This is a genomic window from Achromobacter sp. DH1f (genome assembly GCF_000633435.1).
In the GTDB taxonomy this organism is placed as follows: Bacteria; Pseudomonadota; Gammaproteobacteria; order Burkholderiales; family Burkholderiaceae_B; genus Achromobacter; species Achromobacter deleyi.
Window position 1 is genome coordinate 1 of the sequence record NZ_AYMF01000004.1, and the last position, 25,155, is coordinate 25,155.

Below are 25,155 nucleotides of genomic sequence, written 5' to 3' on the forward strand. Positions count from 1 at the left end.
AGCCGAGCTGACCCAAGCCGAACCGGCCCAAGCCGAGCCGCCCTAAGCCGACCGGCCCAAGTCGAGCTGACCCAAGCAGAGCCGGCGCAAGCAGAGCCAAGCAGCGCCGAGCCTGGCCGAACCGAGTCTGGCCCTAGACCGCGTCCGAACAGCTCCTGGCGCTCAGACTTTCCGCACTTCAACCCCATAGACGGATTACGGACCCCCTCATGCTCGATCTCGAACTTCTCAGGACGCTCGTCTGCGTAGTGGATGAGGGCAGCTTTACGCGGGCCGCCGGCAGGGTGCATCGTACGCAATCGACCGTCAGCCAGCAGGTGCGCAAGCTGGAGCAGACGGTGGGCAAGACTCTGCTGCTGCGCGATCGTACCGGCAACCAGGTGGCGGCGACCGAGGAGGGCGAGCTGATGCTGGCCTATGCGCGCAAGCTGCTGGCGATGGCGGATGAGGCCGAACTGGTGTTGTCGGCGCCTCGACGGGCGCAGGTCATCCGGTTGGGCGTGCCGGAAGATTTTGATGTGTCGCGGCTGACGACGTTGCTGGCGGGATTTGCCGCCAGCCATCCGGATATACGCCTGGAGACGGGTAGCGGCATGAGCACCGACCTGAAGGCCAGGCTGGCCGCGGGCGAGCTGGACTTGGCGTTGATCAAACGCGAACCGGGCGACGGCGCGAGCCTGGCAGCCTGGCCGGAACGGTTGGTGTGGGTGGGCGACAAGCGCTTGTTGCAGGGGCAGGATGCCGTGCCGCTGGTGTTGTTTCCGCAGGGCTGCATCTATCGCAAGCGCATGGTCTATGCACTGGAAAGTGCGGGGCGGCCATGGCGCGCGGCCTATCACAGCCAAAGCCTGGCGGGCGTGCAGGCGGCGGTGGCGGCAGGGTTGGGCGTGTCGTTGTTGCCCGCCTTTGCTTGTTTGCCCGAACACGGGGTGCTGGGCGTGGAGCAGGGCCTGGCCGAGGCGCCACCGACGGAATTGGCGATCGTGGGCGATCTGCGGGCCGCGTCCGAGGCGCAGGCCAGCTTGGTGGCGGTATTGAAGGAGGCGGTGGGCGCGGATGCGGCGCCGCCGCCGCGGCGGCTGGTGTCCGCTTAGGCGTTGTCGGCGTCGGGTCAACGCCCGGCGCCAGCTCGGGTTGTGATCGACGTGGAAGCCGTGCGTGGTATCAGCTTGGATCTTGGTTGACCAGGAATCCGCGCCTGGTATCTGCTTGGATCCCTGTACGACGTCGTACTCGTGACCGGCGTCAACTCAGGTCGCCATCGACGTAATACCAGCGTCCGGACTCGCGTACGAAACGGCTGACTTCATGCAGGCGGCTGGCGCGTCCGGCCAGGCGGCTGCGGGCGACGAATTCGACGGTGGCGTGGTCGGCGTCCTGATCGCGGGCTTGCTTGACCGTCAGTCCCAGCCATTTCAAACCAGGCGGGTTCGGTTCGAGCGAGGCCGGACGGGTGCTGGGGTGCCAGGTCTCCAGCAGATAGGGCAGCTTGTCCAGGACGAAGGCGCTGTAGCGCGAACGCATCAGGTCTTGCGCGGTCGGGGCCAGCAAGGCTTGCGGGCCTTCGTGCCAGCGGCCGCAGCAAGCGGCATAGGATTTTGCGGAGCCACAGGGGCAGGCGGCGGGATGGAGCATCGGGTGCTAGGCCAGCAGGTCGTTGTATTCAGGATGGCGGCGCATGTAGACGGCGGCGTAGGAGCAGCTGGGGCGCACTTTCAAGCCCTGGGCGCGGGCGCTGTCGAGCGCGACGCGGGTGAGTTCGGCGGCGATGCCGCGGCCGCCGACTTCGCTGGGAACGCCCGTGTGGGTGATGGTCATCACGCCGTCTTGCAGGTGGTAATCCAGCACGCACAGCACACCGTCGACGGTGGCCGTGTAGCGGGAATGCGCGGTGTCGTGGGTCACGGAAATCATGGGGAAGAATCCTGTGCTTGAGGGGCCAGCGTGGCCGGATGATTCATAGAATACCAGCGGCGTGGCGCGCTTCCGATCGCGTGCCGGCACGCCAGGTCCGGCACGCAAACTGAAGAGACATTCAACAAGGGATATTCCGCAAGGGATATTCAGCAGCGCGATGGCAGATCACCGCCGCAGGATGCGCTGCGGTGTCAGCGGCTGAATGCGGGATGCGTTTCAGGCGTGCTGGAGCAGATCGGTGATCCGAGGGCTTCCTGCATGACCGCTCAGCGCTGCAGGACCTTGAGCAATGCAGTCAGTTGCGCGTCACGGGTCTGAACCAGGTCGGCGATGCTGCGTGAGCCGGCTTCGGCGTTGACGCCTTCGATCAGGCGGCGTTGCAATTCGGGGGTGACGTCCGGGCTACCCAGGTCGTCCCACCAGGTCTGCACGGGGCCGAGCAGGTGGTCCATGAAGTGCGCCAGGCCGCCGGCACCGCCGCCCAGGTTGAAGGTCATGTGCGGGCCGAACAGGGCCCAGCGCAATCCCGGACCTTGCGAGACGGCGGCATCGATGTCGGCGACGCTGGCGACGTTGTCGGCGGCCAGATGGATGGCCTCGCGCCACAGGGCGGCCTGCAGGCGGTTGGCGATGTGGCCGGGCACTTCCTTGTTCAGGCGGATGGGGTGCTTGCCCAACTGGCGGTAGAAGGCGATGCAGCGGTCGATGGTGTCGGCCGAGGTCTGTTCGCCGCCCACGACTTCGACGAGCGGGATGAGGTGGGGCGGATTGAAGGGGTGGCCGATGACGAAGCGCCCGGCGTGGCGGCAACGCGCTTGCAGGCGGGTCATGATGAGGCCCGATGAGCTGGATGCGACGATGACGTGAGGCGGCAGGATGGCGTCGATGCGGGCGAACAGGTCGGTCTTGAAGTCTTCGCGTTCGGGCGCGTTTTCCTGGACGAAGTCGACGCCTTGCAGGGCGGTGGCCAGGTCGGGTTCGAAGCGCAACGCGTCGGGATTGGCGCCGGGGGAGACGCGGCCGAGTTCGGTCAGCACGGGCCAGGCGGCGGCGACGCGGGCGCGCGTCTGGGATTCGGCGTCGGCAGCGGGGTCGCTGACCACGACGTCCAGGCCGTGCGCGAGGAACAGCGCGGCCCAGCTGGCGCCGATGGTGCCCGCGCCGACGATGGCGACGCGGCGGATGGCGGGATGAGAGGACGAGTCGGTCATGCGGCGCTCCGGAAGCAGGTCGGGGAAGGGCCATTGTGAAGCAAACGCGGCGGTGTTGCCACGCGGCGCGGCGGGCGGCAAGATGGGGCTCCTGACATGGACTGGAGCGGTGATGGACGATTCTCGATCGGGCGGGCAGCCAGCGGTGCCTTACTTTTGCCAGTGGGAATCCGCGCATCTGGCGGGCGAGATCATCCGCAAGACGATGCGCCTGGAGGAAGACCCCGCGTGGCGCGGCTCAGGGGCGAACAGCGTGGAGGAATATGCGCGCTGGGCCAGCCACGTCTGCGGCATGGCCTGCCTGAAGATGGTGCTGGCCGCGCGCACGGGCAATATTCATCCGACGCTGGAGCTGGCGCGCCGCAGCCTGCCTTATGGTGCGTATACGGACGTGGATGGCCACATCAAGGGGCTGATCTACGCGCCGTTCGTGCGTTTCGTGGCGCAAGACTTCGGCCTGGAGGCCGACGTGCGGGTGGGCGTGCGCGCCGCGGAACTGCCGGCGCTGATGGCGGGGGCCGAGTACTTCATGGCGTCGGTGCATCCGTGGATACGCTGGCCGGAGCGCGAACCGCCGGCCAAGGGCGGGCACCTGGTGCTGGTGACGCGCGCCACGGCGGATGGCGTGACCTTTCACAATCCGTCAGGCGAACCCGGTGTGCAGGCGGATGCCACGGTGCCGCTGCACGTGTTCGATACGTTTTTCGCGGGCCGGGGCGTGGCGATCCTGCCGCAAGGCGGTCGGCCTGGGCAGGACGCCTGACGCGCGGCCGCGCACGGAGAGCCGATCCGAGCCGCAACGCAATCAGGCGCAACGCGTGGTTGTCGCCGATCAGGCGTTGCGGGCGCGGCGTAGATGCGTCCAGACCAGCATCGCGGCTACCAGATAAGCCACGGCGATGATGCTGTAGGCGGCGGGCAGGCTGGCGTGCCAGTCGGGCAAGAGATGCAGCACGGTACCCATCAGGGCCACGCCGACCAGGGCGCCGGATTGGCGGTTGGCATTCAAGGCGGCCGCGGCGCTGTTGGCATGGTGCTTGCCGGACACTTGCATGACGACGCTGGTCATCGCGGGGACCGCGATGCCCACGCCCAGGTTGGCCAGGGCGACCACGATGGCAAAGGGCCAGTAGGCAATGTCCGGTGAAAACGCGGCCAGGCCGACTGCACTCATGAGGGTGGCGAGCGAGATGCCGCCCAGCAGCGAGGCCGACACGTTCCAGCGCGCGGACACGCGGCCCGAGATCAGGTTGCCGATTGAGAACACGGCCAGCATGGGCACGAGCTGGATGCCGGTCTGCAAGGCGTCGGCGCCGCGGGCGTGTTGCAGGAACAGGCTCAGCAGGAACAGCTGGCCGTACGACGCAAGGTTGATCAGGAAGCCGACGCCGTTGGCCGCGGCGAATTGCGAGGTCTGGAACAGGGCGCGCGGGATGATCGGTTCGGCGTGGCGCCGTTCGCGGCGCACCAGCAGGGCGGCGGTCGCGGCGCACAGGGCGACGGCGGCCAGGATGGGCGTCGACGACCAGCCGTAGGCGTTGCCCTGGATCAGCACGAAGCACAGCGAGGACAAGGCGATGACGCCCAGCAGATGGCTGAGCGGATTGAGCGCGCGCGGCCGGCGCGGGGCGGCCTGGATGCGGCGCCGGGCCAGCCACAGGCCGGCGAGGCCCAGCGGCAGGTTGATGAGAAAGATGCCGCGCCAGCCGAACTGGTGGATCAGCACGCCGCCGAGCAGGGGGCCGGCCGCACCCGCGACGGCCACGATGGCCGACCAGGCGGCCAGCATGCGGTTGCGCACGTGTTCGTCTTCGTAGGCATGGGTCAGCAGGCTGAGCGAGCTGGGCATGAACAGCGCCGCGCCCAGGCCTTGCAACATGCGGGCGGCGATGAGCAGGTCGCCGTTGGGCGCGATGCCGCAGAGCAGCGAGGCCAGCGTGAAGACGCCCAGGCCGGCCAGGTAGATGGTCTTGGCGCCGTAGCGGTCGGCCAGCGCGCCGGCCACGAGCAAGAGGGCGGCGAAGGTCAGGGTGTAGCCGTCGACGATCCAGACCAGGTCGGTGAGCGGCACGGTGAATTGCAGCGCGATGCTGGGCAGGGCGACGTTGACGACGGTGACGTCCAGCATGGCCATGACAAAGCCGATGGCCAGGGTGACCAGGGGCAACAGGCCCGTGGTGGCGGGCCGCAGGGCGGGCTCCGCGACGGCGGGAGTGACAGGGGCGGTGGGGCAGGCGGTGCGCATTGCAGGCATTCCGGGGGGACTTTCCGAGGTGCACAGCTTAGGAGGTTTGGCTGATGCAAAAAAGAGGAATAATTGCTTTATAGTGATGCAAAAATGCATCGATCGACGATCCGGGGGCTGTCATGATTTCGTCGTTCAGCGCCCTGCCTGGCGGGCCTGCGCGGGCATCCCGTCCCCGAAACACGCCGCGACGGCGGCTCAAGGAGCTGACCCATGGATTGGGACAATGCGCGGATTTTCCTGGCCATCTATCGCAACGGCACGCTGCGCGGCGCGGCGGCGTTGCTGCAGATCGACCAGGCCACCGCCGGCCGACGGTTGGCGGCGCTGGAAACCTCGCTGGACGCCCGCTTGTTCCTGCGCACGCCCAGCGGCTACGTGCCGACGGCGGCTGGCGAGCAGGCCTTTGCGGCGGCCGAGCGCATGGAGCAGGCCGCCGATCAGTTGCAGCGGCAGATGCAGGGGCTGGACCATCGGCTGTCGGGCGTGGTGCGGGTGGCGACGTCGGAGACGGTCGCCAGCTACTTCATCATGGAGGCCATTCGCCGGCTGCACACGCAGCATCCGGACATCCGCATCGCGCTGTCGACGTCGATCCAGTTGAGCAACCTGACGCGGCGCGAGGCAGACCTGGCGATCCGCAATATCAAGCCGGACAACCCGGACTTGATCCAGCGCCACCTGGCGCGCAAGGAAGTCGGGCTGTACGCATCCAAGTCGTATCTCAAGACGCATGGCGAGCCCAAGCCCGGCACGGCGTTCGCGGGCCATACGTTGGTGACCTACCAGCAGTCGGTGCTGCCGGGCTGGTCCGATACGTTCTGCGGCGAGCCGACCGGCAACGGCCATATCGCCATGGAGCTCAATTCCGGCCTGATGATCATCGAGGCGGTGGCGGCGGGGCTGGGCATTGGCGAACTGCCGGTGCATATGGCGCCGCAGTATCCGAATCTGGTTCGCGTCTGGCCGAACCGCAGCGAACCCTATGACCTGTGGCTGGTGATGCATGGCGACCTGAACCGCACGGCGCGGGTGCGTGCGGTGGCGGACGCGATCATCGAGGTCTTCGAAGACGAATGAGCCACATCGGCAGGGCCCGCCGCGGATTGGCGGCACCGGGCCGGCCCGGGTTGTGGCGGCGCGCGGCAGGCGCTAAGGTTGACCGTCCGGCGGCCGTGTGCCGCCGCAACGTCTTCCCTGACCTGGAACAAGGAGTTGCGTGTGTCCGAGCTTTGGCGTTTGTCCGCAGTTGAACTGGCCGCGCGTATCCGCCGGCGCGAGGTGTCCGCGGTCCAGGCCGCGCAAAGCGCGCTGGAGCGGTTGCAAGCGGTGAATCCGGCCATCAACGCGGTGGTCGATTACCGCCCCGAAGACACGTTGGCTCAAGCCGCCCAGGTGGACGAAGCCCTGGCGCGCGGCGACGCGCCCGGCCTGCTGGCCGGCGTGCCGGTGACGGTGAAGGTCAATGTGGACCAGGCAGGCTTTGCCACCACCAACGGGGTGACGCTGCAGAAGGACCTGATCGCTGCCGTCAACAACCCGGTGGTGGACAATCTGCGCCGCGCCGGCGCGGTGATCGTGGGCCGCACCAACACCCCGGCCTTTTCGTTGCGCTGGTTCACCAGCAATCAATTGCATGGCCACACTCTGAACCCGCGCAATCCGGCGTTGACCCCCGGCGGCTCTTCCGGCGGCGCGGCGTCGGCGGTGGCCGCGGGCATCGGCCACCTGGCGCATGGCACGGATATCGCAGGGTCGATCCGTTACCCGGCCTATGCCTGCGGCGTGCATGGCCTACGGCCTTCGCTGGGGCGGGTGCCGGCCTACAACGCGGCCTTGCCCGAACGCACCATTGGTGGACAGATCACCGCGGTGTCGGGGCCTTTGGGGCGCACGATTGCCGATGTGCGCCTGGGGCTGGCCGCGATGGCGGCGCCCGATCCGCGCGATCCCTGGTGGGTGCCGGCGCCGCTGACGGGGCCGGACGTGCCGCGCCGCGTGGCGTTGTGCCTGAACCCGGACGGCATGCAGACCGAACCCGCCGTGGTCAAGGCCTTGCAGGAGGCCGCCCGGCGCCTGAGCGAGGCGGGCTGGTCGGTGGACACGCTGGATGCCGTGCCGCCGTTGCAGGAAGCGGCGGACCTGCAGATTCGCATGTGGATGGCCGACGGCTACGCGGGCATGGTCGAGGCCGCCCGCAAGGAAGGCGATGCCGGGGCGATTGCGGCGTTGGCGGGCCAGCGCGAGCGTGCCGCCGGCATGGACCTGGCGCAGTTTTCGGCCATCCTGACGCGCCGCGCGACATTGACGCGTCTCTGGGAACTGTTCCTGGCCGATTATCCAGTGCTGCTGTTGCCGGTGTCCGCGGAATTGCCGTTTGCCGACAACCTGGACCTGCAAGGCGACGCGGCCTATGACCGCGTGTGGCGCGCGCAGATGACGCAGATCGGCCTGCCGTTCATGGGCTTGCCCGGCCTGACCGTGGCCATGGGCAGCGCGGGCGACAGCCCGGTGGGCGTGCAGGTGGTGGCGGGGCGCTACCGCGAGGACCTGTGCCTGGCGGCAGGCGAAGCGATTGAAGCGGCCGGGCCGCCGGTCGACATCGCGCAACCGCGGCCGCGCTGAACGTGTGATGGGTAGCGGGCACGACGCCCGCGGCGCTGTCTGACAGGCCCCGGCATCCGGGGCCTTGCCGTTTCTGGCGTTGTCAGGCGGCCGCCGCTTGGCGCCATTCCGCGCGCAGCAGGCCCATCATGCCCGTATCCCAGCGCACGTCGCCTGCCTGCGTGGACGAACGCCGCACGCCTTCGAACGTGAAACCCAGGGCCTGGTACAGGTGGATGGCGCGTTCGTTGAAGGTGTAGACGTTGAGTTCCAGGCGCTCGATGCCCGGCGTGCGGAAGGCTTCGTCGATCAGCAGCGTCACCATGGGGCGGCCCAGCCCCTGGCCGCGTTGGTCGGGGGCGATGACGACGCGGCCCAGGCGGGCGTTGCCGTCGCGCCAATCGTAGGCCAGTTGCGCATGGCCCACGGGGGCGCCGTCGCGACAGACCATCCAGCAGCGCCGCGAGGGCGGCTGCGTTTCACCTTCCCGCAACATGATGTCCAGGTCGGCCGGCGTGATCGGGTAGGCGACGTGTGATCCGCCCCATTGCACAACGTCGGGCAGGCTCGTGAACCAGCTGGCCAGGAGGGCGTAGTCGGACGGGGTGAACGGACGCAGGGTCAGCATGGAAGTCCTGAAGTCGGGATGCGAGTGAAACGCCGGGAGAATCAGGGAGCCGTGAAGCGCAGGCTCAAGACGCCAAGATCGCCATAGGCGATGTCGATGTCGCGGTTGGCGGGCACGTCCAGGAACCCCGCATACGAGCCCGTGATGACATGCTGGCCCGCTAGCAGGCCCAACCCCTGCTCGCGCAGGAAGTTCGCCAGCCAGTACAGCCCTGCCTTGGGATGGTCGTTGGGGTGGATGCCGGCGTGCTGTTCGACTTCGGCGCCGTCCACCGACAGGGTGAGCGTCATGGCGGCGGGGGCGTCATCGGGCGATGCCAGGCGCGGGCCCAGCACCAGGCCGCCGTTGAACATGTGGTCGGCCAGCAGTTCGGGCAGGCTGGCGTGTTCGGGGGCGGCGTAGCGGCAGCCCAGCACTTCCAGCGCCAGCCGCGCACCGCCGATGGCGGCATCGATCTCGGCGTGGCTGTAGGGCTCGCTGCGGGCAGGCAGGTCGCGTGCCAGTTCGAACGCGATTTCGGGTTCGATGCGCACGACCGGCGTGCGGCTGGCGATGACGCCGGCCTGGGCCACCGTCGAGGCGTAGATGGGGGCGACGACGGTTTTTTCGGGCGAGGGCAGCGCGCTTTTCCAGGCGGCGATGGCGTCCTGCCGGGTTTGCAGCAGCAATTGGGCCGTGCATTGCTGCACGGCAAGGGCCTGGCCCACCGTTTGCGGCCGGCAGGCCACGGGCAGGCGCGGACCGGCCACGCCGGATTCGCGCGCGGCAATCAGGGCGCGCGCGGCGTCGGCGCAGCCGGGATAGTCTTCGATCTGGAGATGCATGCGGGTCAGGCTCCCAGGTAGAGCAGGGTCCACAGCACGATCATGGCGATCAGGCCCAGCCAGCACGATCCCCAGAAGCCGACAATGGGCCATTTCAGGGCCAGCGGCGTCTTCTTGGGATCCACATGGGGGAGCAGGTCGTTGGCGTTGCCGATGAGCCAGAAGCGGGTGCCCGGAAACATCAGGCGGAAAAAATAGTCCAGCATGATCGCGGCCTGGATGGCCAGCGGATACGCCTTGAACGGGCGGTGCTGCAGGTAGGGATGCTTGAGCGCGGCGTTGATCTCTTTGCTTTTGACGAAGAACAACCAGATGCCGCAGAGCGAGCAGGTGATGAAGCACAGCACGAAAAGGCTGAAGGCCATGGCCATGGCGGGTGAATGCATGGAAATTCCGACAAGTGCGCGGCGCCGCCGCAAGGTCAAAGAAAAGGGTTAGCCGCGGGTCTGGCCTTCGCCGGTCAGTACCCACTTGAGGGTGGTCAGGCCCTCCAGGCCCACCGGACCGCGGGCATGCAGGCGGTTGGTCGAGATGCCGATTTCAGCGCCCAGGCCGTATTCGAAGCCGTCCGCAAAGCAGGTCGGCAGGTTGACGTAGACCGAGCTGGAATCGACTTCGCGCTGGAACCGCTGGGCCGAGGACAGGTCTTCGGTGACGATCGCGTCGGTGTGGCCGGAACCCCAGCGGGCGATGTGCTCGATGGCGTCATCGAGCGAGTCGACGATGCGCACCGCCAGGATCGGGCCCAGGTATTCGGTGCCCCAGTCTTCGTCGGTGGCCGGCGTGGCGTGGGGCAGCAGCGCCAGCGTGCGCGGGCAGCCGCGCAGTTCGACGCCGTGTTCGGTCAGGGCCGCCGCCAGGCGCGGCAGGATCGACACCGCGGCGACCGCGTCGACCAGCAACGTTTCCATCGCGCCGCAGATGCCGTACCGATAGGTCTTGGCATTGAAGGCGATGGCGTGGGCCTTGTCGGGGTCGGCGGCCGCGTCGATGTAGATGTGGCAGTTGCCGTCCAGATGCTTGATGAGCGGCACGCGGGCTTCCTGCGCCAGCCGGGCGATCAGGCCCTTGCCGCCGCGCGGCACGATGACGTCGATGTGTTCGGTCATGGTGATGAGCTTGCCCACCGCGGCGCGGTCGGCCGTGGCGACGACCTGCACGGCATCTTGCGGCAGGCCGGCGGCGGCCAGGCCCAGCTGCACGATGCGGCCCAGGGCCACGTTGGAATGCAGGGCTTCGCTGCCGCCGCGCAGGATGGCGGCGTTGCCCGATTTCAGGCACAGCGCCGCGGCGTCGATGGTGACGTTGGGGCGGGACTCGTAGATGATGCCGATCACGCCCAGCGGCACGCGCATCTGGGCCACGCGCATGCCGTTCGGGCGGACGGTGGTGGCGGTGACGCTGCCGATGGGGTCAGGCAGGGCGGCGATCTGGCGCAGGCCCTCGGCCATGTGCGCCAAGGTCTTTTCCGACAGGGTCAGGCGGTCGAGCAAGGCGGCTTCCAGGCCGTTGGCGCGCGCGGCGGCGACATCCTTGGCGTTGGCAGCCAGCAGCTCGTCCTGGTTGGCGGCCAGGGCATCGGCCATGGCCAGCAAGGCCTGGTTCTTGGCGGCGCTGTTGGCGCGCATCATGGCGCGCGAGGCCCGGCGTGCGTTCTCGCCCAGGGTCAGCATGGCTTGTTCGATGGAAGACGAGGACATGACGGCGTCGTTCATAGTGTTGGGGCGGTAGGGAGACCGCCAGCGGAATAGGGATAGTTTATCCGGCCGGGCGGCCGGATGGGACGGGTGGGGCGGCTAGGCCGCCTTCACGGTCGGCCGCCGGCAGCGGCCACGCGCAGGGCCAGGCGGGTCATTTCTTCCCAGGGGTCGGATAGTCGCCCGGGCACGGACAGCCCCTTGATGAGGCGATCGACTTCGTGGGCATGTTGCACCGCGGCAGGCCAGACGGCGGGGTGCACCCGCCCCAGCGCTTGCAGCGCCAGCCGTTCGTGGGCGCCGAAAATGCGCAGGCGGCGCATCAGGCCATTGGCATCCTGGCCCAGGCTGCGGGCTTCGGCGACGCGCGCCAAGAGGCGGATTTCTTCACCCACCGCCCACAGCACCAGCGGCAGGGCTTCGCCTTCGGCGCGCAGGCCGTCGATCATGCGGATGGTGCGGGCGACGTCGCCCGCGAGCATGGCGTCGCGCAGGCCGAATACGTCATAGCGTGCGACGTTGAGCACCGCGCGTTCGACGTCTTCGGCGGCCAGTTGGCCTTCCGGGTAGAGCAGGCCGAGCTTCTGGATTTCCTGGTGGGCGGCCAGCAGGTTGCCTTCGACCTTGTCGGCCATCCATTGCAGGGTGGCGTTGTCGGCCCGCTGGTTCTGGCGGGCCAGGCGCATGCCGACCCAGGCGGGCAGGCGGGTGCGTTCGATGTTGGCGATGTCGACCATCATGCCGCCGCGGCCCAGGGCCTGGACCCAGCGGCTTTCGCGGGTGGCCTTGTCCAGGCGCGGCAGGGCGATGAGGACGAGCGTATCGGGGTTGTCCGCCTGTTTCTCGGCCTGTTCGGCCAGGCGGGCCAGCGTGTCGGCGCCCGTCTTGCCGGGCTTGCCGGTGGGGATCTTGATTTCCAGGATGCGGCGGTCGCCGAACAGGGACACGCTTTGCGTGGCGGCAGTGACCGAGCTCCAGTCGCTGCGCGCGTCCATCACCATCGACAGGCGGTCGGTGTAGCCGGCGTTGCGGCCGGCGGCGCGCAGGGCGTCGACGGTTTCGGTGACCAGGAGCGGCTCGTCGCCGGACACCGTGTACAGCGGGGCCAGGCGGTTGCCCGCCCGCTGCAGGTGATCAGCCAGCCGATCCGCGTCCAGGGGTTGTGCCATCGGTCAGCGCAGGTTGGCCGGATCGGTGGTGGACGGCGTCTGCCACGGGGCCGGCGTGGCGCGTTGTGCCGGGGCGGTCGGGTCGTACAGCGGAATTTCGCCGTCTTCGCCGCGCTGTTCGCGGGTTTCGAACGCCTTGCGCACTTCGGGGGCGGTCATGCGGCGCAGCAGGCGCGCCACGAGATCGCGTTGCATGGAGTTGTACAGGGTTTCGATCTGGCCCTGCTTGGCCTGGACGATCTGGTCGTCGTAGGGCATTTCGCGGAAGATCGACAGCGTGGTGTCCGGGATCAGGGCGCGGCCCTTGTCGTCGATCAGGCGGAAGGTGTAGTTGATGCCGAGTTCGTATTCCTCGACACGGCCCTGGGCATTGAGCGACACCTCGCGCAGCGTGCGGTCGTTGGCGACCTGCTGCAGGATGGCCTGCGCTTCCTTGGGCGAGGAGACCAGCTTGGTGTTGGGCGAGGCCGCGCGCAGGGCGCGGCGCACGTCGGCGCCAAACAGGGTGTTGTCGGGAATGCCGATGTACAGCGTATCGAACGGCAGAGGCGTAACGCCCCGCAGCGTGAAGCCGCAGGCCGTCAGCAGCATGAACAGCGCCAGGCAGGCGCCGCGCAGCAGCCAGGATTGGCGGGGGGAGTGCGTTTGTTGCCCGGCGAAGTACATGCTTGACCTCATCAGCCTACGACGTTGACCAGTTTGCCCGGGACCACGATAACCCGCTTGGGCGGGCGGCCTTCCAGGTAGCGGGCGACTTCTTCCTGGGCGGCGGCGAGCTGTTCGATCTCTTCCTTGGCGGCCTTGGCGGCCACGCGGATCGAGCCGCGCAGCTTGCCGTTGACCTGCAGCATCAGTTCGATTTCGTCCGCCACCAGCGCGGCTTCGTCGACGTGCGGCCACGGCGCATCGAGCAGGTCGCCCAGCTCTTTGGCGTAGCCCAGGTCTTGCCACAGGTGCCAGGTGATGTGCGGCACCACCGGGTACAGCACGCGCAGCAGCACGCCCAGCGTTTCCGTGTAGGCGGCGTCGGCGTGGGCGCCTTCGGGCAGCTTGGCATCGTCGATGGCGTTCAGCATCTTCATGCACGCCGACACGACGGTGTTGTACTGGATGCGCTGGTAGTCGTAGTCGGCCTGCTTGAGCAGGTTGTAGACCTCGCGGCGCAGATCCTTCACGGGGGCGGGCGCGTCGGCCCAGTTGGCGCCGGCCGCCAGGCCGCGGGCGACCGTGTCGCGCTGCGCGTAGCTGATGGACCACAGGCGGCGCAGGAAGCGGTTCGAGCCTTCGACGCCGGAATCGGACCACTCGAGCGTCTGCTCGGGCGGGCTGGCGAACATGACGAACAGGCGTGCGGTGTCCGCGCCCAGCGTGTCGATCAGCGATTGCGGATCGACGCCGTTGTTCTTGGACTTGGACATGGTGCCCACGCCGCCATAGGTGATGTCGGAACCGTCGGACTTGAGCTTGGCGCCGGTGATGGCGCCGCGGGCGTCATAGACGTTTTCGACTTCTTCGGGCCAGAAGTATTCGATGCCGCCCTGGGCGTTCTTGCGCGAGTAGATGTGGTTCAGCACCATGCCCTGGCACAGCAGCTTGGTGAAGGGCTCGTCGAAATTGAGCAGGCCCATGTCGCGCATGACCTTGGTCCAGAAGCGGGCGTACAGCAGGTGCAGGACCGCGTGCTCGATGCCGCCGATGTACTGATCCATCGGCATCCAGTAGTCGTTGCGCGCATCGACCATGGCGGTGTTGTTGCCCGGCGACGTGTAGCGCATGAAGTACCAGGACGAGTCCACGAAGGTGTCCATCGTGTCCGTTTCGCGCCGCGCGGGTTTGCCGCAGCTGGGGCAGGCGCAGGACAGGAAGGCTTCGTTCTTGGTCAGCGGGTTGCCGCTGCCATCGGGGATCAGGTCGTCGGGCAGCACGACCGGCAGGTCTTTTTCAGGGACCGGCACGGGGCCGCAATCGGCGCAGTGGATGATGGGGATCGGGGTGCCCCAGTAGCGCTGGCGCGAGATGCCCCAGTCGCGCAGGCGCCAGGTGGTCTGCTTTTCGCCCAGGCCTTGCGCGCCCAGGTCGACGGCGATGGCGTCCACGGCTTCTTTGTGCGACAGGCTGTCGTACTTGCCGGAATTTATCGTGCGGCCGGCTTGTTTGTCGCCGTACCATTCCTGCCAGCCATCGGTGGAATAGGCCTTGCCGGCCACGTCCACGACCTGGCGGATCGGCAGGTTGTATTTCTTGGCGAAGGCGAAGTCGCGTTCGTCGTGGGCGGGCACACCCATGACGGCGCCGTCGCCGTAGGTGATCAGCACGTAGTTGCCGACCCAGACTTCGATCGCGTCGCCGGTGACCGGGTGGGTCACGGTCAGGCCGGTGGGCATGCCTTCTTTTTCGCGCGTGGCCAGCTCGGCTTCGGTGGTGCCGCCCAGCTTGCATTGCTCGATGAAGGCGGCCAGGGCCGGGTTGGACTGCGCGGCGTGCGTGGCCAGGGGGTGTTCGGGCGCCACGGCGCAGAAGGTCACGCCCATGATGGTGTCGGCGCGGGTGGTGAAGACGTACAGCTTGCCGTCCTGGATCAGCTGGCCGTCCTGGCCGGCGATCTGGTGCGGGAAGGCAAAGCGCAGGCCTTCGGACTTGCCGATCCAGTTTTCCTGCATCAGGCGCACGCGCTCGGGCCAGCCGGGCAGGTCGTTCTGGACGGCGCCGAGCAGTTCGTCGGCGTAGTCGGTGATGCGCAGGTAGTAACCGGGGATCTCGCGCTTTTCAACCGGCGCGCCCGAGCGCCAGCCGCGGCCGTCGATGACCTGTTCGTTGGCCAGCACGGTCTGGTCGACCGGGTCCCAGTTGACGACCTGGGTCTTGCGGTAGGCGACGCCCTTTTCGAGCATCTTCAGGAACAGCCACTGGTTCCATTTGTAGTATTCGGGGTCGCAGGCGCACATTTCGCGCGACCAGTCGATCGCCAGGCCCATCGACTTCATCTGCTTCTTCATATAAGCGATGTTGTCGTAAGTCCACTTGGCGGGCGGCACCTTGGACTTGATGGCGGCGTTCTCGGCCGGCATGCCGAAGGCGTCCCAGCCCATCGGCATCAGGACGTTGTAGCCCCGCATGCGCAACTGGCGGGCCATCATGTCGTTGATGGTGTAGTTGCGCACGTGGCCCATATGCAGCTTGCCGCTGGGGTAGGGCAGCATCGAGCAGGCGTAGAACTTCGGCTTCTCGGAGCCGTCCGGGTTCTTTGCGTGTTCTTGGACCAGATAGGCGTCGCGGGCCTGCCAGTCTTGGTGGGCGGCCGCTTCGACGGTAGTGGGGAGGTAACGTTCCTGCATGGGCTCGTGCGCGATGGCGAAAAAAGGGTGAGCCGCCTTCGCGCACGGGGCGCGGGGGCGGTCAAAACCCCTGATTATAGGAGGTGCTAGGCGCGGATAGGGGACGGGGCCGTTTCCGGGATGCGGGCACTGGCCGCCAGCATGCCATACGCCAGGGTGATGGCCCCGAGAACGGCGCCCGCGGTGACCACGCCGGGCCAGCCAAAATGGGAGTACAGCCAGGACGATACCAGCGATCCGGTGGCCCCGCCGATGAAATAGCTGGTCATGTAGCCGGCCGTCAGGCGGCTGCGGGCTTCGGGGCGCAGGCGGTACAGGGAACTGGTGTTGGTGACGTGAACGCCCTGGATCGCCAGGTCCTGGATCAGGATGCCGGCCAGCAGGGCGATCACCGAGGCCTGGCCGAAGGCCATCAGGCCCCAGGAGGCCAAGAGGAGCAGCAGGCCGACCCGGGTGGCCTGGTTGCCCAGGCCGCGGTCGGCCAGCCGGCCGAAGCGGTTGGCGGCATAGGCGCCGGCAGCGCCGGCCAGGCCGAACAGCCCGATCGTAGTGTTGTTGAACTGGTAGGGCGGGCTGGACAGCAGGAAGGTCAGGGGCGTCCAGAGCATGCTGAAGGCGGCAAACAGCAGAAAGCCCAGCAGCGAACGGCCGCGAAACAGAGGTTCTTCGGCGTACATGCGAAAGATCGAGCCCAGCAGCTGCGGGTAGCTCATGCCGGCCTGGGCCTGGTGGCGCGGCAGCACCTTCCAGAGCGCGCAGGACATGCCCAGCATCAGGATGGCGGCCACCCAGTAGACGGTGCGCCAGCTGCCCAGGTCGGCCAGCGCGCCGGCCACCGTGCGGGCCAGCAGGATGCCCAGCAGCAGCCCGCTCATGACGGTGCCCACGGCCTTGCCGCGCTCGTGCGGCGCGGCCAGCGTGGCCGCGAACGGCACCAGGATCTGCGCCACCACCGACAGCATGCCGGTGATGGCGGTGCCCAGCATCAGCGTCAGGATGTCCGGGGCGAAGGCGGACACCAGCAGCCCGCCGGCCGACAGGAAGCTCATCAGCACGATCAGGCTGCGCCGCTCGAACATGTCGCCCAGGGGCACCAGCAAGAGCAGGCCGACCGCGTAGCTGAGCTGCGCGGTCATGACGATGCTGCCGGCGGCGGCGGTGGACAGCGAAAACTGCTGGCTGATGGTGTGCAGCAGCGGCTGCGCGTAATAGTTGCTGGCGACGGCCAGGCCGGTGGCGACCGACATCAGCAGGATGACGGGCGCGGTGAGTGTGGCGGGCTGAGCGGTGCGGGAGGCGGAGTTCATGCGAAGTAATGCGTGGATGAAGATCCGGGCAAGCGGGGCCCGGTGGAAAAGCGCCGGTTCAGGCGCCGACGCCGCCAGGGGTTTCCTGGTCGTGCGGGATCAGCAGTTTTTTCAGCAGGCCGGCCATCTGGCGGCGTTCGGCGGCGGTCAGCGGCGCGAGCAGGGTGTCGAGTTCGCGCAGGTAGTCCTTGAGCACCAGCTTGATGACCCGCAGGCCTTCGGCGGTGAGCGCCACGATGACGCCGCGGCGGTCTTCGGGGTTGGGCGTGCGCGCCAGGAGGCCGGCCTGTTCCAGGCGGTCCAGGCGGTTGGTCATGGCGCCGGAGGTCAGGAGCAGCGCGTCCACCAGCTTTTGCGGATTCATCGCGTGGGGCGCGCCGGTGCGGTACAGCGTGGCCAGCACGTCGAATTCGCCCTGGTGCAGGTTGTAGCGCTTGAAGGCTCGGTTCACGTCGCGCACCGCGAAGGCGTTGAAACGGAACACGCGGCTGACGACGCTCATGGGGGCGGTGTCCAGGTTGGGGCATTCCTGGCCCCATTGCGACAGCACCAGATCGACCAGATCGTTCATGATGGTTTGATGTGAAGTTTCTTAACGTAAAGATAAATTCTAGCAGCTTGGCTCCGGGTCATGCAAAGCGAGGGGGGGACGGCGACAGCGCCCGGACGGCGCGCGGCGTCAGGGGCAGCGATCTGGCCGCGCAAAAAAAGAAAGGGCCCGCCCCTTGCGGAGCAGGCCCTTTCCGGCTTGACCGGATACTCGCGCGAGAATTACTGCGCGGCGTCCTTCAGCTTCTTGAGCGGGCGAACCTTCACCTTGACCGAAGCCGGCTTGGCGGGGAACCAGCGCTCTTCACCGGTGAACGGATCCTTGCCGAAGCGCTTGGCCTTGGCGGGAACCTTCTGCACGGCAACCTTGAACAGGCCGGGCAGCGTGAATTCGCCAGCGCCCTTCTTGTCCACGGAGCTCAGCACCGAGGTTTCCAGGCTGGCCAGGACGGCCTTGACCGACTTGGCTTCAACGCCGGACTGCTCGACGATGTAGGCGATCAGCTGGGTCTTGTTCAGAGCAGCCTTGATAGCCTTGGGGGCGGCAGCGACCTTCTTGGCGGCAACGACCTTCTTGGCTGCCGGCTTCACTGCGGGTTTGGCGGCGGTAGCCTTCTTTGCGGGCGCCTTGACGGCGGGCTTGGTGACTTTCTTGGCAGGAGCTTTTGCTTTCGTGGCCATGGTCAAAATCCGTATGTTGAGGACATTGGGGCAGCGCGCGCCGAATATCGGCGTTTGACGCTACGCGCCCGATGATAGCGGAACCTCGGCGGTTTTTGCGCCTTTCTACAGGCCTTTCGATCAATGTTTGTTGTTTTCCACGCAGAAAAACCCTTTCTGCAAGGGCTCGCGCAAAATGTCGTGACAATCACAGCGATTTTTTCAATGCCGCGCGCGGCGCGAAAAGTGCTTGATTGAAGGGGTTTTGAACCATCCGGGCGCAACGTGTTCCAATGCATCGCGGCGCGCATCGGCAGGATCGGGCGGCGGCCTGGCGGTTGCCGTCTGCCGGCCACCCTGCGCGTCATCCCCACCCCGCATGGAAGTGAAGCAGCTATATGTTGATGAAGAAGTTGGCGGCGAGCCTGCTCGTTGCGACCGCGTGTATGTCAGGCGCCATGGCGCAATCGATGCCCCAGCCGGCGCTGTCGGCCAAGGCCTGGCTGTTATTGGATGAGACCAGCGGGCAGGTGATCGCCTCGCAAGGCGCCAACACCCGGATCGAGCCGGCGTCGCTGACCAAGATCATGACGGCGTACGTGGTGTTCAGCGCGCTGCACGACAAGGAAATCTCGCCCGACCAGAAGGTGACCATCTCGACGCGGGCCTGGAAGGTGCCGGCGGGCAGTTCGAAGATGTTCCTGGAACCCGGGTCGAAGGTGTCGGTGGACCTGCTGCTGCGCGGCCTGATGATCCAGTCGGGCAATGATGCCGCCATCGCGCTGGCCGAAGCCGTATCGGGCAGCGTCGAGGCCTTCGTGGCCCGCATGAACGACACGGCCGTGAAACTGGGCCTGCACGGCACGCATTTCGCCAGCCCGCACGGCCTGCCGGACCCGGGCACGTATTCCACGGTCAGCGACCTGTCGATCCTGGCCACGCGGTTCATCCGCGACTATCCCGAGCTGTACAAGTCCTACGATTCGGCCAAGACGTTTACGTATAACAATATTACCCAGCCCAACCGCAATCGCCTGTTGTGGCTGGACCCCAGCGTCGACGGCCTGAAGACCGGCCATACCGAGGCGGCGGGCTATTGCATCGTGGCCACCGCGCGGCGCCCGAACGGCACGGACCCGCGGCGCCTGGTGACGGTGGTGGTGGGCACGGCGTCGGACAAGCTGCGCACGCAGGAAAGCCGCGAGCTGCTGGAATGGGGCTTCCAGGGCTTCAAGACCGTCAAGCTGTACGCCAAGGGCCACCCGGTGGCCACGCCCGAGGTCTGGAAGGGCCAGGCCGACACGCTGAAAGCGGGCTTTGCGCGCGATGCCTATGTGACGGTGCCGGCGGGCGCCAAGGTCGAGTCGGTCTGGACGCCGCAGGATCCGCTGGTGGCGCCCATCGCGGCGCAGGCCACGGTGGGCTCGCTGCGCGTGATGGTCGACGGCAAGCCGGCCATGCAATTTCCGGTGGTGGCGCTGGAGCCTGTGGCCGAAGCCGGATTTGTCGGCCGCACGTGGGATTCCCTTCGCCTGTGGTGGCGCGGCTAGCGGCAATATCGATGAGCGGGCGGGGCATTTAGTGTAAAAAATGCCTTGGCCGGGGCACTGTGCGCCGGATCTTCAGGTTGCCCCTCCATGTCCCGCAACGCCCGTTTTCGCCAGCAACTGCAGCATGCCACCCTGATGCACGCCATGTCGGCGCACAATCCCTTGTCGGCCAGGCTGGCGGCCGACGCAGGATTCGACGCGATCTGGGGCAGCGGCTTCGAACTGTCGGCCAGCTATGCGGTGCCGGATGCCAACATCCTGTCGGCCGGCCAGCATCTGGACATGATGCGGGCCATCGCCGCCGTCGTCGATATCCCCGTCATTGCGGACATCGACACGGGTTTCGGCAACGCCATCAACGTGGCCTATGCCGTGCCGCAATACGAAGCGGCGGGCGTGTCGGCCGTGGTGATGGAAGACAAGACCTTTCCCAAGGACACCAGCCTGCGCGCCGACGGCCGGCAGGAACTGGTGCGCACGGAAGAATTCCAGGGCAAGATCGAAGCGGCCTGCGCCGCACGCCGCGACCCGGATTTCTGCGTCATTGCGCGCACCGAGGCGCTGATCGCCGGCCTGGGCCAGGCCGAGGCGCTCGCGCGCGCCTCGGCTTATGAAGCCGCCGGCGCCGACGCCATCCTGATCCATTCCAAGCAGACCACGCCCGACGAAGTGCTGGCCTTCATCGCGGCCTGGCAGGGCCGCGTGCCGCTGGTGCTGGTGCCCACGGCGTACCCGCAATTGCGCGAGGCCGACATCCAGGCGCTGGGCAAAGTCGGGCTGGTGATCTACGGCAACCATGCGATCCGCGCGGCCGTGGGGGCCATGCGCGACGTGTTTGCCCGCATCCGGCACGATGGCGGCATCCATGCCGTGGATGCGGCGTTGCCGACGGTGCGCGATATCATCGCCCTTCAAGGTGACGCGGGCATGCGCGAGCTGGAACGCAAGTTCCTGCGGTGAACGCGTTGCCATTCGAAGAAAAACCAGGGGTGGGGCAATGGGGGCGGTAGGACGCAGGGCGTGGCTGGCGCGCAGGTTTGGCGATTGGGTGCCGGAAGTGGGCGCCGTGACGCTGCGCGCGGACCTGGCCGCCGGCCTGCTGGGCGCCTTGCTGGTGCTGCCGCAGGGCGTGGCGTTTGCCACGCTGGCGGGATTGCCGCCGCAATACGGCCTGTATTCGGCCATCGTTCCCTGTATTGTCGCGGCGCTGTTCGGCTCCAGCCGCCACGTCATGTCCGGTCCCACCAATGCGAATTCACTGGCGTTGTTCGCGGTGCTGACGCCGCTGGCGGTGGCGGGCAGCCCCGGCTATATCGAGCTGGCGCTGGCCGTGACGGTGCTGGTCGGGCTGATGCAGTGGCTGGTGGGCGCCTTGCGCCTGGGCTCGCTGGCGCACTTCATTTCACCGTCGGCGCTGTTTGGCTTCACCAGCGGTGCGGCGTTGCTGATCGCCGTACATGCGCTGAAAGATGCGCTGGGCCTGCCGGCGCCCGCTTCGCACGGGGCCGGCACGCTGCTGGCCAGCGTGGTGGCCAACGCCGATCAGATCCAGATTGGCGCGGTGCTGGTAACGGCCGTAACGCTGGCTGCTGCGCTGCTGGTCAAGCGCTGGGACAAGCGCAAGCCCTACATGCTGGCGGGCCTGGCGGCGGGCGCGCTGGCCGCGGCCGCGTTCAATGCCTTGACGGCGCAGCACGGCGCGGCGCCGGTGCCGGTGCTGGGCGACCTGGCGCAACCCTGGCCGCCATTCCATGTGCCCAGCGTCGACTGGCGCGCGCTACCCGACCTGCTCAGCCTGGCGTTTGCGTTGACCATCGTGGCCCTGGCGCAGTCGATTTCCATCGCCAAGGCGGTGGCCGCGCGCTCGGGTCAGCGCATCGACGCCAATCGTGAATTCGTCGGGCAGGGCCTGTCGAATGTGGTGGGGGGATTCTTTTCCTGCTATCTGTCCTGCGGTTCGTTGAACCGCTCGATTCCCAACTTCGAGGCGGGCGCCCGCACGCCGCTGGCCTCGGTGTTTTCGGCCTTGCTGTTGATGGCGCTGGTGGCGTTGACCGGACCCTTGCTGGCGCAGATTCCCCATGCGGCCATTGCCGGCCTGCTGTTGCTGGTGGCCTGGACCTTGCTGGACGTGCCGCGCTGGCGGCAGTTGATCCGCACGCAGCCGGGTGAAAGCGCGATTGCCGCGGCCACATTGGCCGCCACCGTCACCATTCGCATGGAAGTGGCCATCTTGCTGGGCACCGTGCTGTCGCTCATGGTGTATCTGCACCGCACCTCGCGGCCGGCGATGCGCACGATGGGCTTCGATTCGCGCGGGCTGGACCGCCGCTTCGTGGTGCTGGAGGCGCCGCGCCATGGCACAGGCAATGCGCCGCTCGATACGCTGCCGGAATGCCCGCAGCTCAAGCTGCTGCGCATGGAAGGATCGGTCTATTTCGGCGCCGCCGCGCATGTGGCGCAGCGCTTGCAGGAATTGCGCACGGGGCCGGATGCGCCACGGCATCTGCTGGTCATGGCCAAGAGCATGAACTTCATCGACCTGGCCGGCGCCCAGGTCTGGGACGACGAACTGGCGGCGCGACGGGCCATGGGCGGCGACCTGTATTTCCATCGGCCGCGGCCCGAAGTGCTGGCCATGTGGCGCCGCACGGGCTTTCTGGACAGGCTGGGCGCCGACCACGTGTTTCCCGACAAAGCCACGGCGCTGCACGCCATCTACGCCAAGCTGGATCGCGGCATCTGCGCAGGCTGCCAGGCCAAGGTGTACTGGGAATGCCAGCCGGACAGCCCGCAGTCTGGCGGTTGAGCGCAGGCGCGCCTCAAGCGTGCGGCGATTCGGTACCCAGGTAGGCGGCCTTGACCCGTTCGTCGGCCGCGATGGCGGCGGGCGGGCCTTCGGCCAGCAGGCTGCCGCGCACCAGTACCGCGATGCGATCGGCATGCTTGAAGACGACATCCAGGCTGTGTTCGGTGAACAGCACCGCCATGCGTTGGGTGTCGGCCAGTTCGCGTGTCAGGCGCATCAGCGCATGGCGTTCGTTGGTGGCCATGCCGGCGGTGGGCTCGTCCATCAGCAGCAGGCGTGGCCGGTGCGCCAGCGCCATCGCCAGTTCCACCCGCTTGACCTCGCCATAGGCCAGCACGCCGCAGGGCGTGGCGGCCTGATTGGCCATCTGCACCTGCGCCAGCAGGGCGTGGGCTTCGTCGACCGCATGTGCGGCGGCGCGTCGCCAGGGGCGAAACAGCAGGCGGTCGCGCGACAGCAGCGCGGTCTGCACGTTTTCCAGCACGGTCATCGAACGGAAGGTGGCGGCGGTTTGAAACGTGCGGCCCACGCCCAGCCGGCAGATCCGGCCGGCCGCCAGACCCACCAGTTCGTGGCCGTCCAGGCACACGGACCCGGCATCAGGGCGCAATTGACCCCCCAGCGCATTGAAGCAGGTGGATTTGCCGGCGCCGTTCGGGCCGATCAGCGCCAGCATCTGGCCGGCGTCCAGGTCGAACGAGACATCGGCCAGCGCGTCGATGCCGCCGAACGACTTGCGCAGGTGGCGCACCTGGAGCAGGGGGGCGCTCATGTGGACCTCCGGCGCAGGCGCCGGGCCGCGCCGGCCAGGCCTTCGGGAAAGAGCATGACCAGCGCCAGGATGGCCAGGCCCAATACCGCGTGCCAGTACTCGGTGCTGCGGGCCGCCACGTCCTGTAGCCAGGTGTAGGCCGCGGCGCCGACCAGCGGGCCGGCCAGCGTCTGCAAGCCGCCCAGCAGCACCATCACCAGCCCATCGACCGAGCGGCTGACGCTGAGCGCATCGGGGGCGATGCTGCCCTTCGAGAACGCATACAGCGAGCCCGCCAGCCCCGCCGCCAGCGAGGCCGCGACAAAGCCCGCCCATTGGATGCGGCGCGTATCCATGCCCAGCGCCTCGGCCCGCAAGGCGGAATCGCGCACGCCGCGCAGGGCGTAGCCCAGCGGCGCAAACGCCAGCCGCCGCAGCCACCAGACGCCCAGCACGCACAGCGCCAGCGTCACGTAGTAGAAGCCCGGCCCTTGGGTCAGCCAGCGCGAGGGCCACAGGCCGATCAGGCCGTTGCTGCCGCCAGTCACGTCGTCCCATTGATAGGCCGTTGCCCACAGGATCTGCGCCACCGCCAGGGTCAGCATGGCCAGGTACACGCCCGACAGGCGCACGCAGAACCAGCCGAACAGCAGCGCGCCCAGCGCGGCCGCGAAGGGGCCCAGCAACAGCGCGGCTTCCATCGGTAGCGCCGCCATTTTCAGAAGCAGCGCCGCACCGTAGGCGCCCAGGCCGAACCAGGCGGCGTGGCCGAAGGTGGTCATGCCGGCCAGCCCGGTCAGGAAATGCAGGCTGGCCGCGAACAGGGCGGCGATCAGCACTTCGGTCAAGAGAATGCCCAGGTAGGGCCACTGTGCCGCCGCCAGCGGCGCCAGCACCAACAGCGCCAGCAGCGCGCCATAGGCCAGCCGCACGCGGCGGCCGGCGGGGGCGAGGGGCGGCTCGGCGGCCGGGGCCTGCGACGACGGCGCGGGCGGCTTGCCGAGCAGGCCCCAGGGGCGGGCCACCAGCACCACCGCCATGACGGCGAATTCGGCCAGCAAGGTCAGCTTGGACAGGTTGAAGGCCCACGGCCCGATCTGCACCTGGCCGATGAAGACGAACACGGCCTTGACGCAGCAGATCAGCAGCGCTGCCAGGAAGGCGCCAGGAATCGAGCCCAGCCCGCCCACCACCACGACCACGAAGGCGCTGGCGATGATTTCCAGGTCCAGCCCCAGCGTGGCGGGCACGCGCGGCGCGGCCAGCGCGCCGCCCAGTCCGGCCAGGAACGCGCCCAGGGTGAAGGCGGACGTGAACAGCCAGGCCTGGTTGACGCCCAGCGCGGCCAGCATGTCGCGGTTTTCGGCCGCGGCGCGCAGCAGGCGGCCCCAGCGGGTGCGCATCAGCAGCAGCCACAGCAGGCCCAGCACCACGGGGCCGGCGGCGATCAGCAGCAGGTCGTATTGGGGAAAGCGGCGGCCCAGGATGTCGACGGCGCCGGACAGGCCCGGCGCGCGTGCCGAGAACAGGTCTTCAGGCCCCCACAGCGCCAGCGCGGCGTCGCCGATGACCAGCACCAGGGCAAAAGTGGCCAGCAGCGGAAACAGTTCGGGGGCGCGGTACAGGCGCTTGAGCACCAGCAGTTCGGCGGCCGCCCCGACCAGGCCGGTGGCCAGCGCCGCCAGCAGCAGGCCGGCCCAGTAGCCCGGGCCGTCGCCGAAGTAGCGAGTGAAGGTCCACGCCAGGTACACGCCCAGCATGTAGAACGAGCCGTGCGCGAAATTCACCACCCGCGTGACGCCGAAGATCAGCGACAGGCCGGCGGCCACCAGGAACAGCGCGCTGGCGTCGGCCAGGCCGTTGAGCAGCTGCGAGAGCAGCCCGGACAGGCTCATCGGG

23 protein-coding genes are annotated in these 25,155 nt (G+C 67.9%); 7 read left to right on the plus strand and 16 right to left on the minus strand.

Annotated elements, in window-relative coordinates:
- Positions 1–209: 209 nt before the first annotated feature.
- Entirely contained in the window at positions 210–1,094 is an 885-nt protein-coding gene (locus U858_RS0102450) for a LysR substrate-binding domain-containing protein (RefSeq protein WP_025135606.1), read from the plus strand.
- 151 nt (positions 1,095–1,245) lie between these two features.
- Here U858_RS0102450 and U858_RS0102455 read toward each other — a convergent pair whose 3' ends face one another.
- The 3 genes from U858_RS0102455 to U858_RS0102465 all read right to left on the minus strand — a co-directional run bounded on the left by U858_RS0102455 (position 1,246) and on the right by U858_RS0102465 (position 3,128).
- Positions 1,246–1,635 (minus strand): YchJ family protein, encoded by a 390-nt coding sequence (locus U858_RS0102455; RefSeq protein WP_025135607.1) that lies wholly within the window; start codon positions 1,633–1,635, stop codon positions 1,246–1,248.
- A 6-nt stretch (positions 1,636–1,641) separates the two neighbouring features.
- Complete coding sequence (locus U858_RS0102460; protein ID WP_025135608.1) at positions 1,642–1,914, minus strand: GNAT family N-acetyltransferase; 273 nt, start codon at positions 1,912–1,914, stop codon at positions 1,642–1,644.
- Between the two features lie 269 nt (positions 1,915–2,183).
- Complete coding sequence (locus U858_RS0102465) at positions 2,184–3,128, minus strand: 3-hydroxyacyl-CoA dehydrogenase NAD-binding domain-containing protein (protein WP_025135609.1); 945 nt, start codon at positions 3,126–3,128, stop codon at positions 2,184–2,186.
- Positions 3,129–3,240: 112 nt separating this feature from the next.
- On the opposite strand from U858_RS0102465, the gene U858_RS0102470 reads away from it, so the two are divergent.
- On the plus strand, positions 3,241–3,891 hold the full coding sequence (locus U858_RS0102470) for a hypothetical protein (RefSeq protein ID WP_025135610.1): 651 nt from the start codon (positions 3,241–3,243) through the stop codon (positions 3,889–3,891).
- A gap of 69 nt (positions 3,892–3,960) precedes the next feature.
- Here the strand turns inward: U858_RS0102470 and U858_RS0102475 are convergent, their stop codons facing one another.
- Complete coding sequence (locus U858_RS0102475; RefSeq protein ID WP_025135611.1) at positions 3,961–5,373, minus strand: MFS transporter; 1,413 nt, start codon at positions 5,371–5,373, stop codon at positions 3,961–3,963.
- Positions 5,374–5,586: 213 nt separating this feature from the next.
- On the opposite strand from U858_RS0102475, the gene U858_RS0102480 reads away from it, so the two are divergent.
- Both U858_RS0102480 and U858_RS0102485 read left to right on the plus strand, forming a co-directional pair.
- Positions 5,587–6,453, plus strand: coding sequence for a LysR family transcriptional regulator (locus tag U858_RS0102480; protein ID WP_025135612.1), 867 nt, complete (start codon positions 5,587–5,589; stop codon positions 6,451–6,453).
- A gap of 141 nt (positions 6,454–6,594) precedes the next feature.
- Entirely contained in the window at positions 6,595–7,998 is a 1,404-nt protein-coding gene (locus U858_RS0102485; protein ID WP_025135613.1) for an amidase family protein, read from the plus strand.
- A gap of 82 nt (positions 7,999–8,080) precedes the next feature.
- On the opposite strand, the gene U858_RS0102490 is transcribed toward U858_RS0102485, so the two are convergent.
- From U858_RS0102490 to U858_RS0102535, 10 genes are all read right to left on the minus strand, one after another.
- Positions 8,081–8,605, minus strand: coding sequence for a GNAT family N-acetyltransferase (locus U858_RS0102490; protein ID WP_025135614.1), 525 nt, complete (start codon positions 8,603–8,605; stop codon positions 8,081–8,083).
- Between the two features lie 41 nt (positions 8,606–8,646).
- Entirely contained in the window at positions 8,647–9,429 is a 783-nt protein-coding gene (locus U858_RS0102495) for a 2-keto-4-pentenoate hydratase (RefSeq protein WP_025135615.1), read from the minus strand.
- Positions 9,430–9,434: 5 nt separating this feature from the next.
- A complete protein-coding gene (locus U858_RS0102500) occupies positions 9,435–9,815 on the minus strand; it encodes a hypothetical protein (RefSeq protein ID WP_025135616.1) in 381 nt (126 codons plus the stop codon).
- A 48-nt stretch (positions 9,816–9,863) separates the two neighbouring features.
- The gene (locus U858_RS0102505) at positions 9,864–11,144 is read right to left on the minus strand and encodes a glutamate-5-semialdehyde dehydrogenase (RefSeq protein ID WP_025135617.1); all 1,281 of its coding nucleotides are present in this window, start codon (positions 11,142–11,144) and stop codon (positions 9,864–9,866) included.
- 92 nt (positions 11,145–11,236) lie between these two features.
- Positions 11,237–12,295, minus strand: a complete 1,059-nt coding sequence (gene holA / locus U858_RS0102510) for a DNA polymerase III subunit delta (protein WP_025135618.1) — start codon at positions 12,293–12,295, stop codon at positions 11,237–11,239.
- Positions 12,296–12,298: 3 nt separating this feature from the next.
- On the minus strand, positions 12,299–12,961 hold the full coding sequence (gene lptE / locus U858_RS0102515; protein ID WP_025135619.1) for an LPS assembly lipoprotein LptE: 663 nt from the start codon (positions 12,959–12,961) through the stop codon (positions 12,299–12,301).
- An 11-nt stretch (positions 12,962–12,972) separates the two neighbouring features.
- Positions 12,973–15,630, minus strand: a complete 2,658-nt coding sequence (leuS, locus tag U858_RS0102520; protein WP_025135620.1) for a leucine--tRNA ligase — start codon at positions 15,628–15,630, stop codon at positions 12,973–12,975.
- 86 nt (positions 15,631–15,716) lie between these two features.
- Positions 15,717–16,937 (minus strand): MFS transporter, encoded by a 1,221-nt coding sequence (locus U858_RS0102525; protein ID WP_025135621.1) that lies wholly within the window; start codon positions 16,935–16,937, stop codon positions 15,717–15,719.
- Positions 16,938–16,995: 58 nt separating this feature from the next.
- Positions 16,996–17,508, minus strand: a complete 513-nt coding sequence (locus tag U858_RS0102530) for a MarR family winged helix-turn-helix transcriptional regulator (RefSeq protein WP_025135622.1) — start codon at positions 17,506–17,508, stop codon at positions 16,996–16,998.
- Positions 17,509–17,708: 200 nt separating this feature from the next.
- Entirely contained in the window at positions 17,709–18,167 is a 459-nt protein-coding gene (locus U858_RS0102535; protein ID WP_025135623.1) for an HU family DNA-binding protein, read from the minus strand.
- Between the two features lie 377 nt (positions 18,168–18,544).
- Here U858_RS0102535 and U858_RS0102540 point away from each other — a divergent pair, with 377 nt between their 5' ends.
- The 3 genes from U858_RS0102540 to U858_RS0102550 all read left to right on the plus strand — a co-directional run bounded on the left by U858_RS0102540 (position 18,545) and on the right by U858_RS0102550 (position 22,505).
- The gene (locus tag U858_RS0102540; RefSeq protein ID WP_025135624.1) at positions 18,545–19,696 is read left to right on the plus strand and encodes a D-alanyl-D-alanine carboxypeptidase family protein; all 1,152 of its coding nucleotides are present in this window, start codon (positions 18,545–18,547) and stop codon (positions 19,694–19,696) included.
- An 87-nt stretch (positions 19,697–19,783) separates the two neighbouring features.
- On the plus strand, positions 19,784–20,656 hold the full coding sequence (locus tag U858_RS0102545; protein ID WP_025135625.1) for a phosphonopyruvate hydrolase: 873 nt from the start codon (positions 19,784–19,786) through the stop codon (positions 20,654–20,656).
- A 37-nt stretch (positions 20,657–20,693) separates the two neighbouring features.
- Complete coding sequence (locus tag U858_RS0102550) at positions 20,694–22,505, plus strand: SulP family inorganic anion transporter (RefSeq protein WP_025135626.1); 1,812 nt, start codon at positions 20,694–20,696, stop codon at positions 22,503–22,505.
- Positions 22,506–22,518: 13 nt separating this feature from the next.
- On the opposite strand, the gene U858_RS0102555 is transcribed toward U858_RS0102550, so the two are convergent.
- Entirely contained in the window at positions 22,519–23,277 is a 759-nt protein-coding gene (locus U858_RS0102555) for an ABC transporter ATP-binding protein (protein WP_025135627.1), read from the minus strand.
- Complete coding sequence (locus tag U858_RS0102560; RefSeq protein ID WP_025135628.1) at positions 23,274–25,151, minus strand: ABC transporter permease; 1,878 nt, start codon at positions 25,149–25,151, stop codon at positions 23,274–23,276. Before U858_RS0102560 ends, U858_RS0102555 begins: the two co-directional genes overlap by 4 nt.
- Positions 25,152–25,155: the final 4 nt, after the last annotated feature.

Bases quoted from the DNA above. Each gene is read 5' to 3' on its own strand.
- U858_RS0102535 (WP_025135623.1), bottom strand. From the start codon at position 18,167: ATGGCCACGAAAGCAAAAGCTCCTGCCAAGAAAGTCACCAAGCCCGCC.
- U858_RS0102460 (WP_025135608.1), bottom strand. From the start codon at position 1,914: ATGATTTCCGTGACCCACGACACCGCGCATTCCCGCTACACGGCCACC.
- U858_RS0102475 (WP_025135611.1), bottom strand. From the start codon at position 5,373: ATGCGCACCGCCTGCCCCACCGCCCCTGTCACTCCCGCCGTCGCGGAG.
- lptE (WP_025135619.1), bottom strand. From the start codon at position 12,961: ATGTACTTCGCCGGGCAACAAACGCACTCCCCCCGCCAATCCTGGCTG.
- holA (WP_025135618.1), bottom strand. From the start codon at position 12,295: ATGGCACAACCCCTGGACGCGGATCGGCTGGCTGATCACCTGCAGCGG.
- U858_RS0102500 (WP_025135616.1), bottom strand. From the start codon at position 9,815: ATGCATTCACCCGCCATGGCCATGGCCTTCAGCCTTTTCGTGCTGTGC.
- U858_RS0102465 (WP_025135609.1), bottom strand. From the start codon at position 3,128: ATGACCGACTCGTCCTCTCATCCCGCCATCCGCCGCGTCGCCATCGTC.
- leuS (WP_025135620.1), bottom strand. From the start codon at position 15,630: ATGCAGGAACGTTACCTCCCCACTACCGTCGAAGCGGCCGCCCACCAA.
- U858_RS0102495 (WP_025135615.1), bottom strand. From the start codon at position 9,429: ATGCATCTCCAGATCGAAGACTATCCCGGCTGCGCCGACGCCGCGCGC.
- U858_RS0102525 (WP_025135621.1), bottom strand. From the start codon at position 16,937: ATGAACTCCGCCTCCCGCACCGCTCAGCCCGCCACACTCACCGCGCCC.
- U858_RS0102545 (WP_025135625.1), top strand. From the start codon at position 19,784: ATGTCCCGCAACGCCCGTTTTCGCCAGCAACTGCAGCATGCCACCCTG.
- U858_RS0102480 (WP_025135612.1), top strand. From the start codon at position 5,587: ATGGATTGGGACAATGCGCGGATTTTCCTGGCCATCTATCGCAACGGC.
- U858_RS0102550 (WP_025135626.1), top strand. From the start codon at position 20,694: ATGGGGGCGGTAGGACGCAGGGCGTGGCTGGCGCGCAGGTTTGGCGAT.
- U858_RS0102540 (WP_025135624.1), top strand. From the start codon at position 18,545: ATGTTGATGAAGAAGTTGGCGGCGAGCCTGCTCGTTGCGACCGCGTGT.
- U858_RS0102530 (WP_025135622.1), bottom strand. From the start codon at position 17,508: ATGAACGATCTGGTCGATCTGGTGCTGTCGCAATGGGGCCAGGAATGC.
- U858_RS0102490 (WP_025135614.1), bottom strand. From the start codon at position 8,605: ATGCTGACCCTGCGTCCGTTCACCCCGTCCGACTACGCCCTCCTGGCC.
- U858_RS0102505 (WP_025135617.1), bottom strand. From the start codon at position 11,144: ATGAACGACGCCGTCATGTCCTCGTCTTCCATCGAACAAGCCATGCTG.
- U858_RS0102470 (WP_025135610.1), top strand. From the start codon at position 3,241: ATGGACGATTCTCGATCGGGCGGGCAGCCAGCGGTGCCTTACTTTTGC.
- U858_RS0102450 (WP_025135606.1), top strand. From the start codon at position 210: ATGCTCGATCTCGAACTTCTCAGGACGCTCGTCTGCGTAGTGGATGAG.
- U858_RS0102555 (WP_025135627.1), bottom strand. From the start codon at position 23,277: ATGAGCGCCCCCCTGCTCCAGGTGCGCCACCTGCGCAAGTCGTTCGGC.
- U858_RS0102560 (WP_025135628.1), bottom strand. From the start codon at position 25,151: ATGAGCCTGTCCGGGCTGCTCTCGCAGCTGCTCAACGGCCTGGCCGAC.
- U858_RS0102455 (WP_025135607.1), bottom strand. From the start codon at position 1,635: ATGCTCCATCCCGCCGCCTGCCCCTGTGGCTCCGCAAAATCCTATGCC.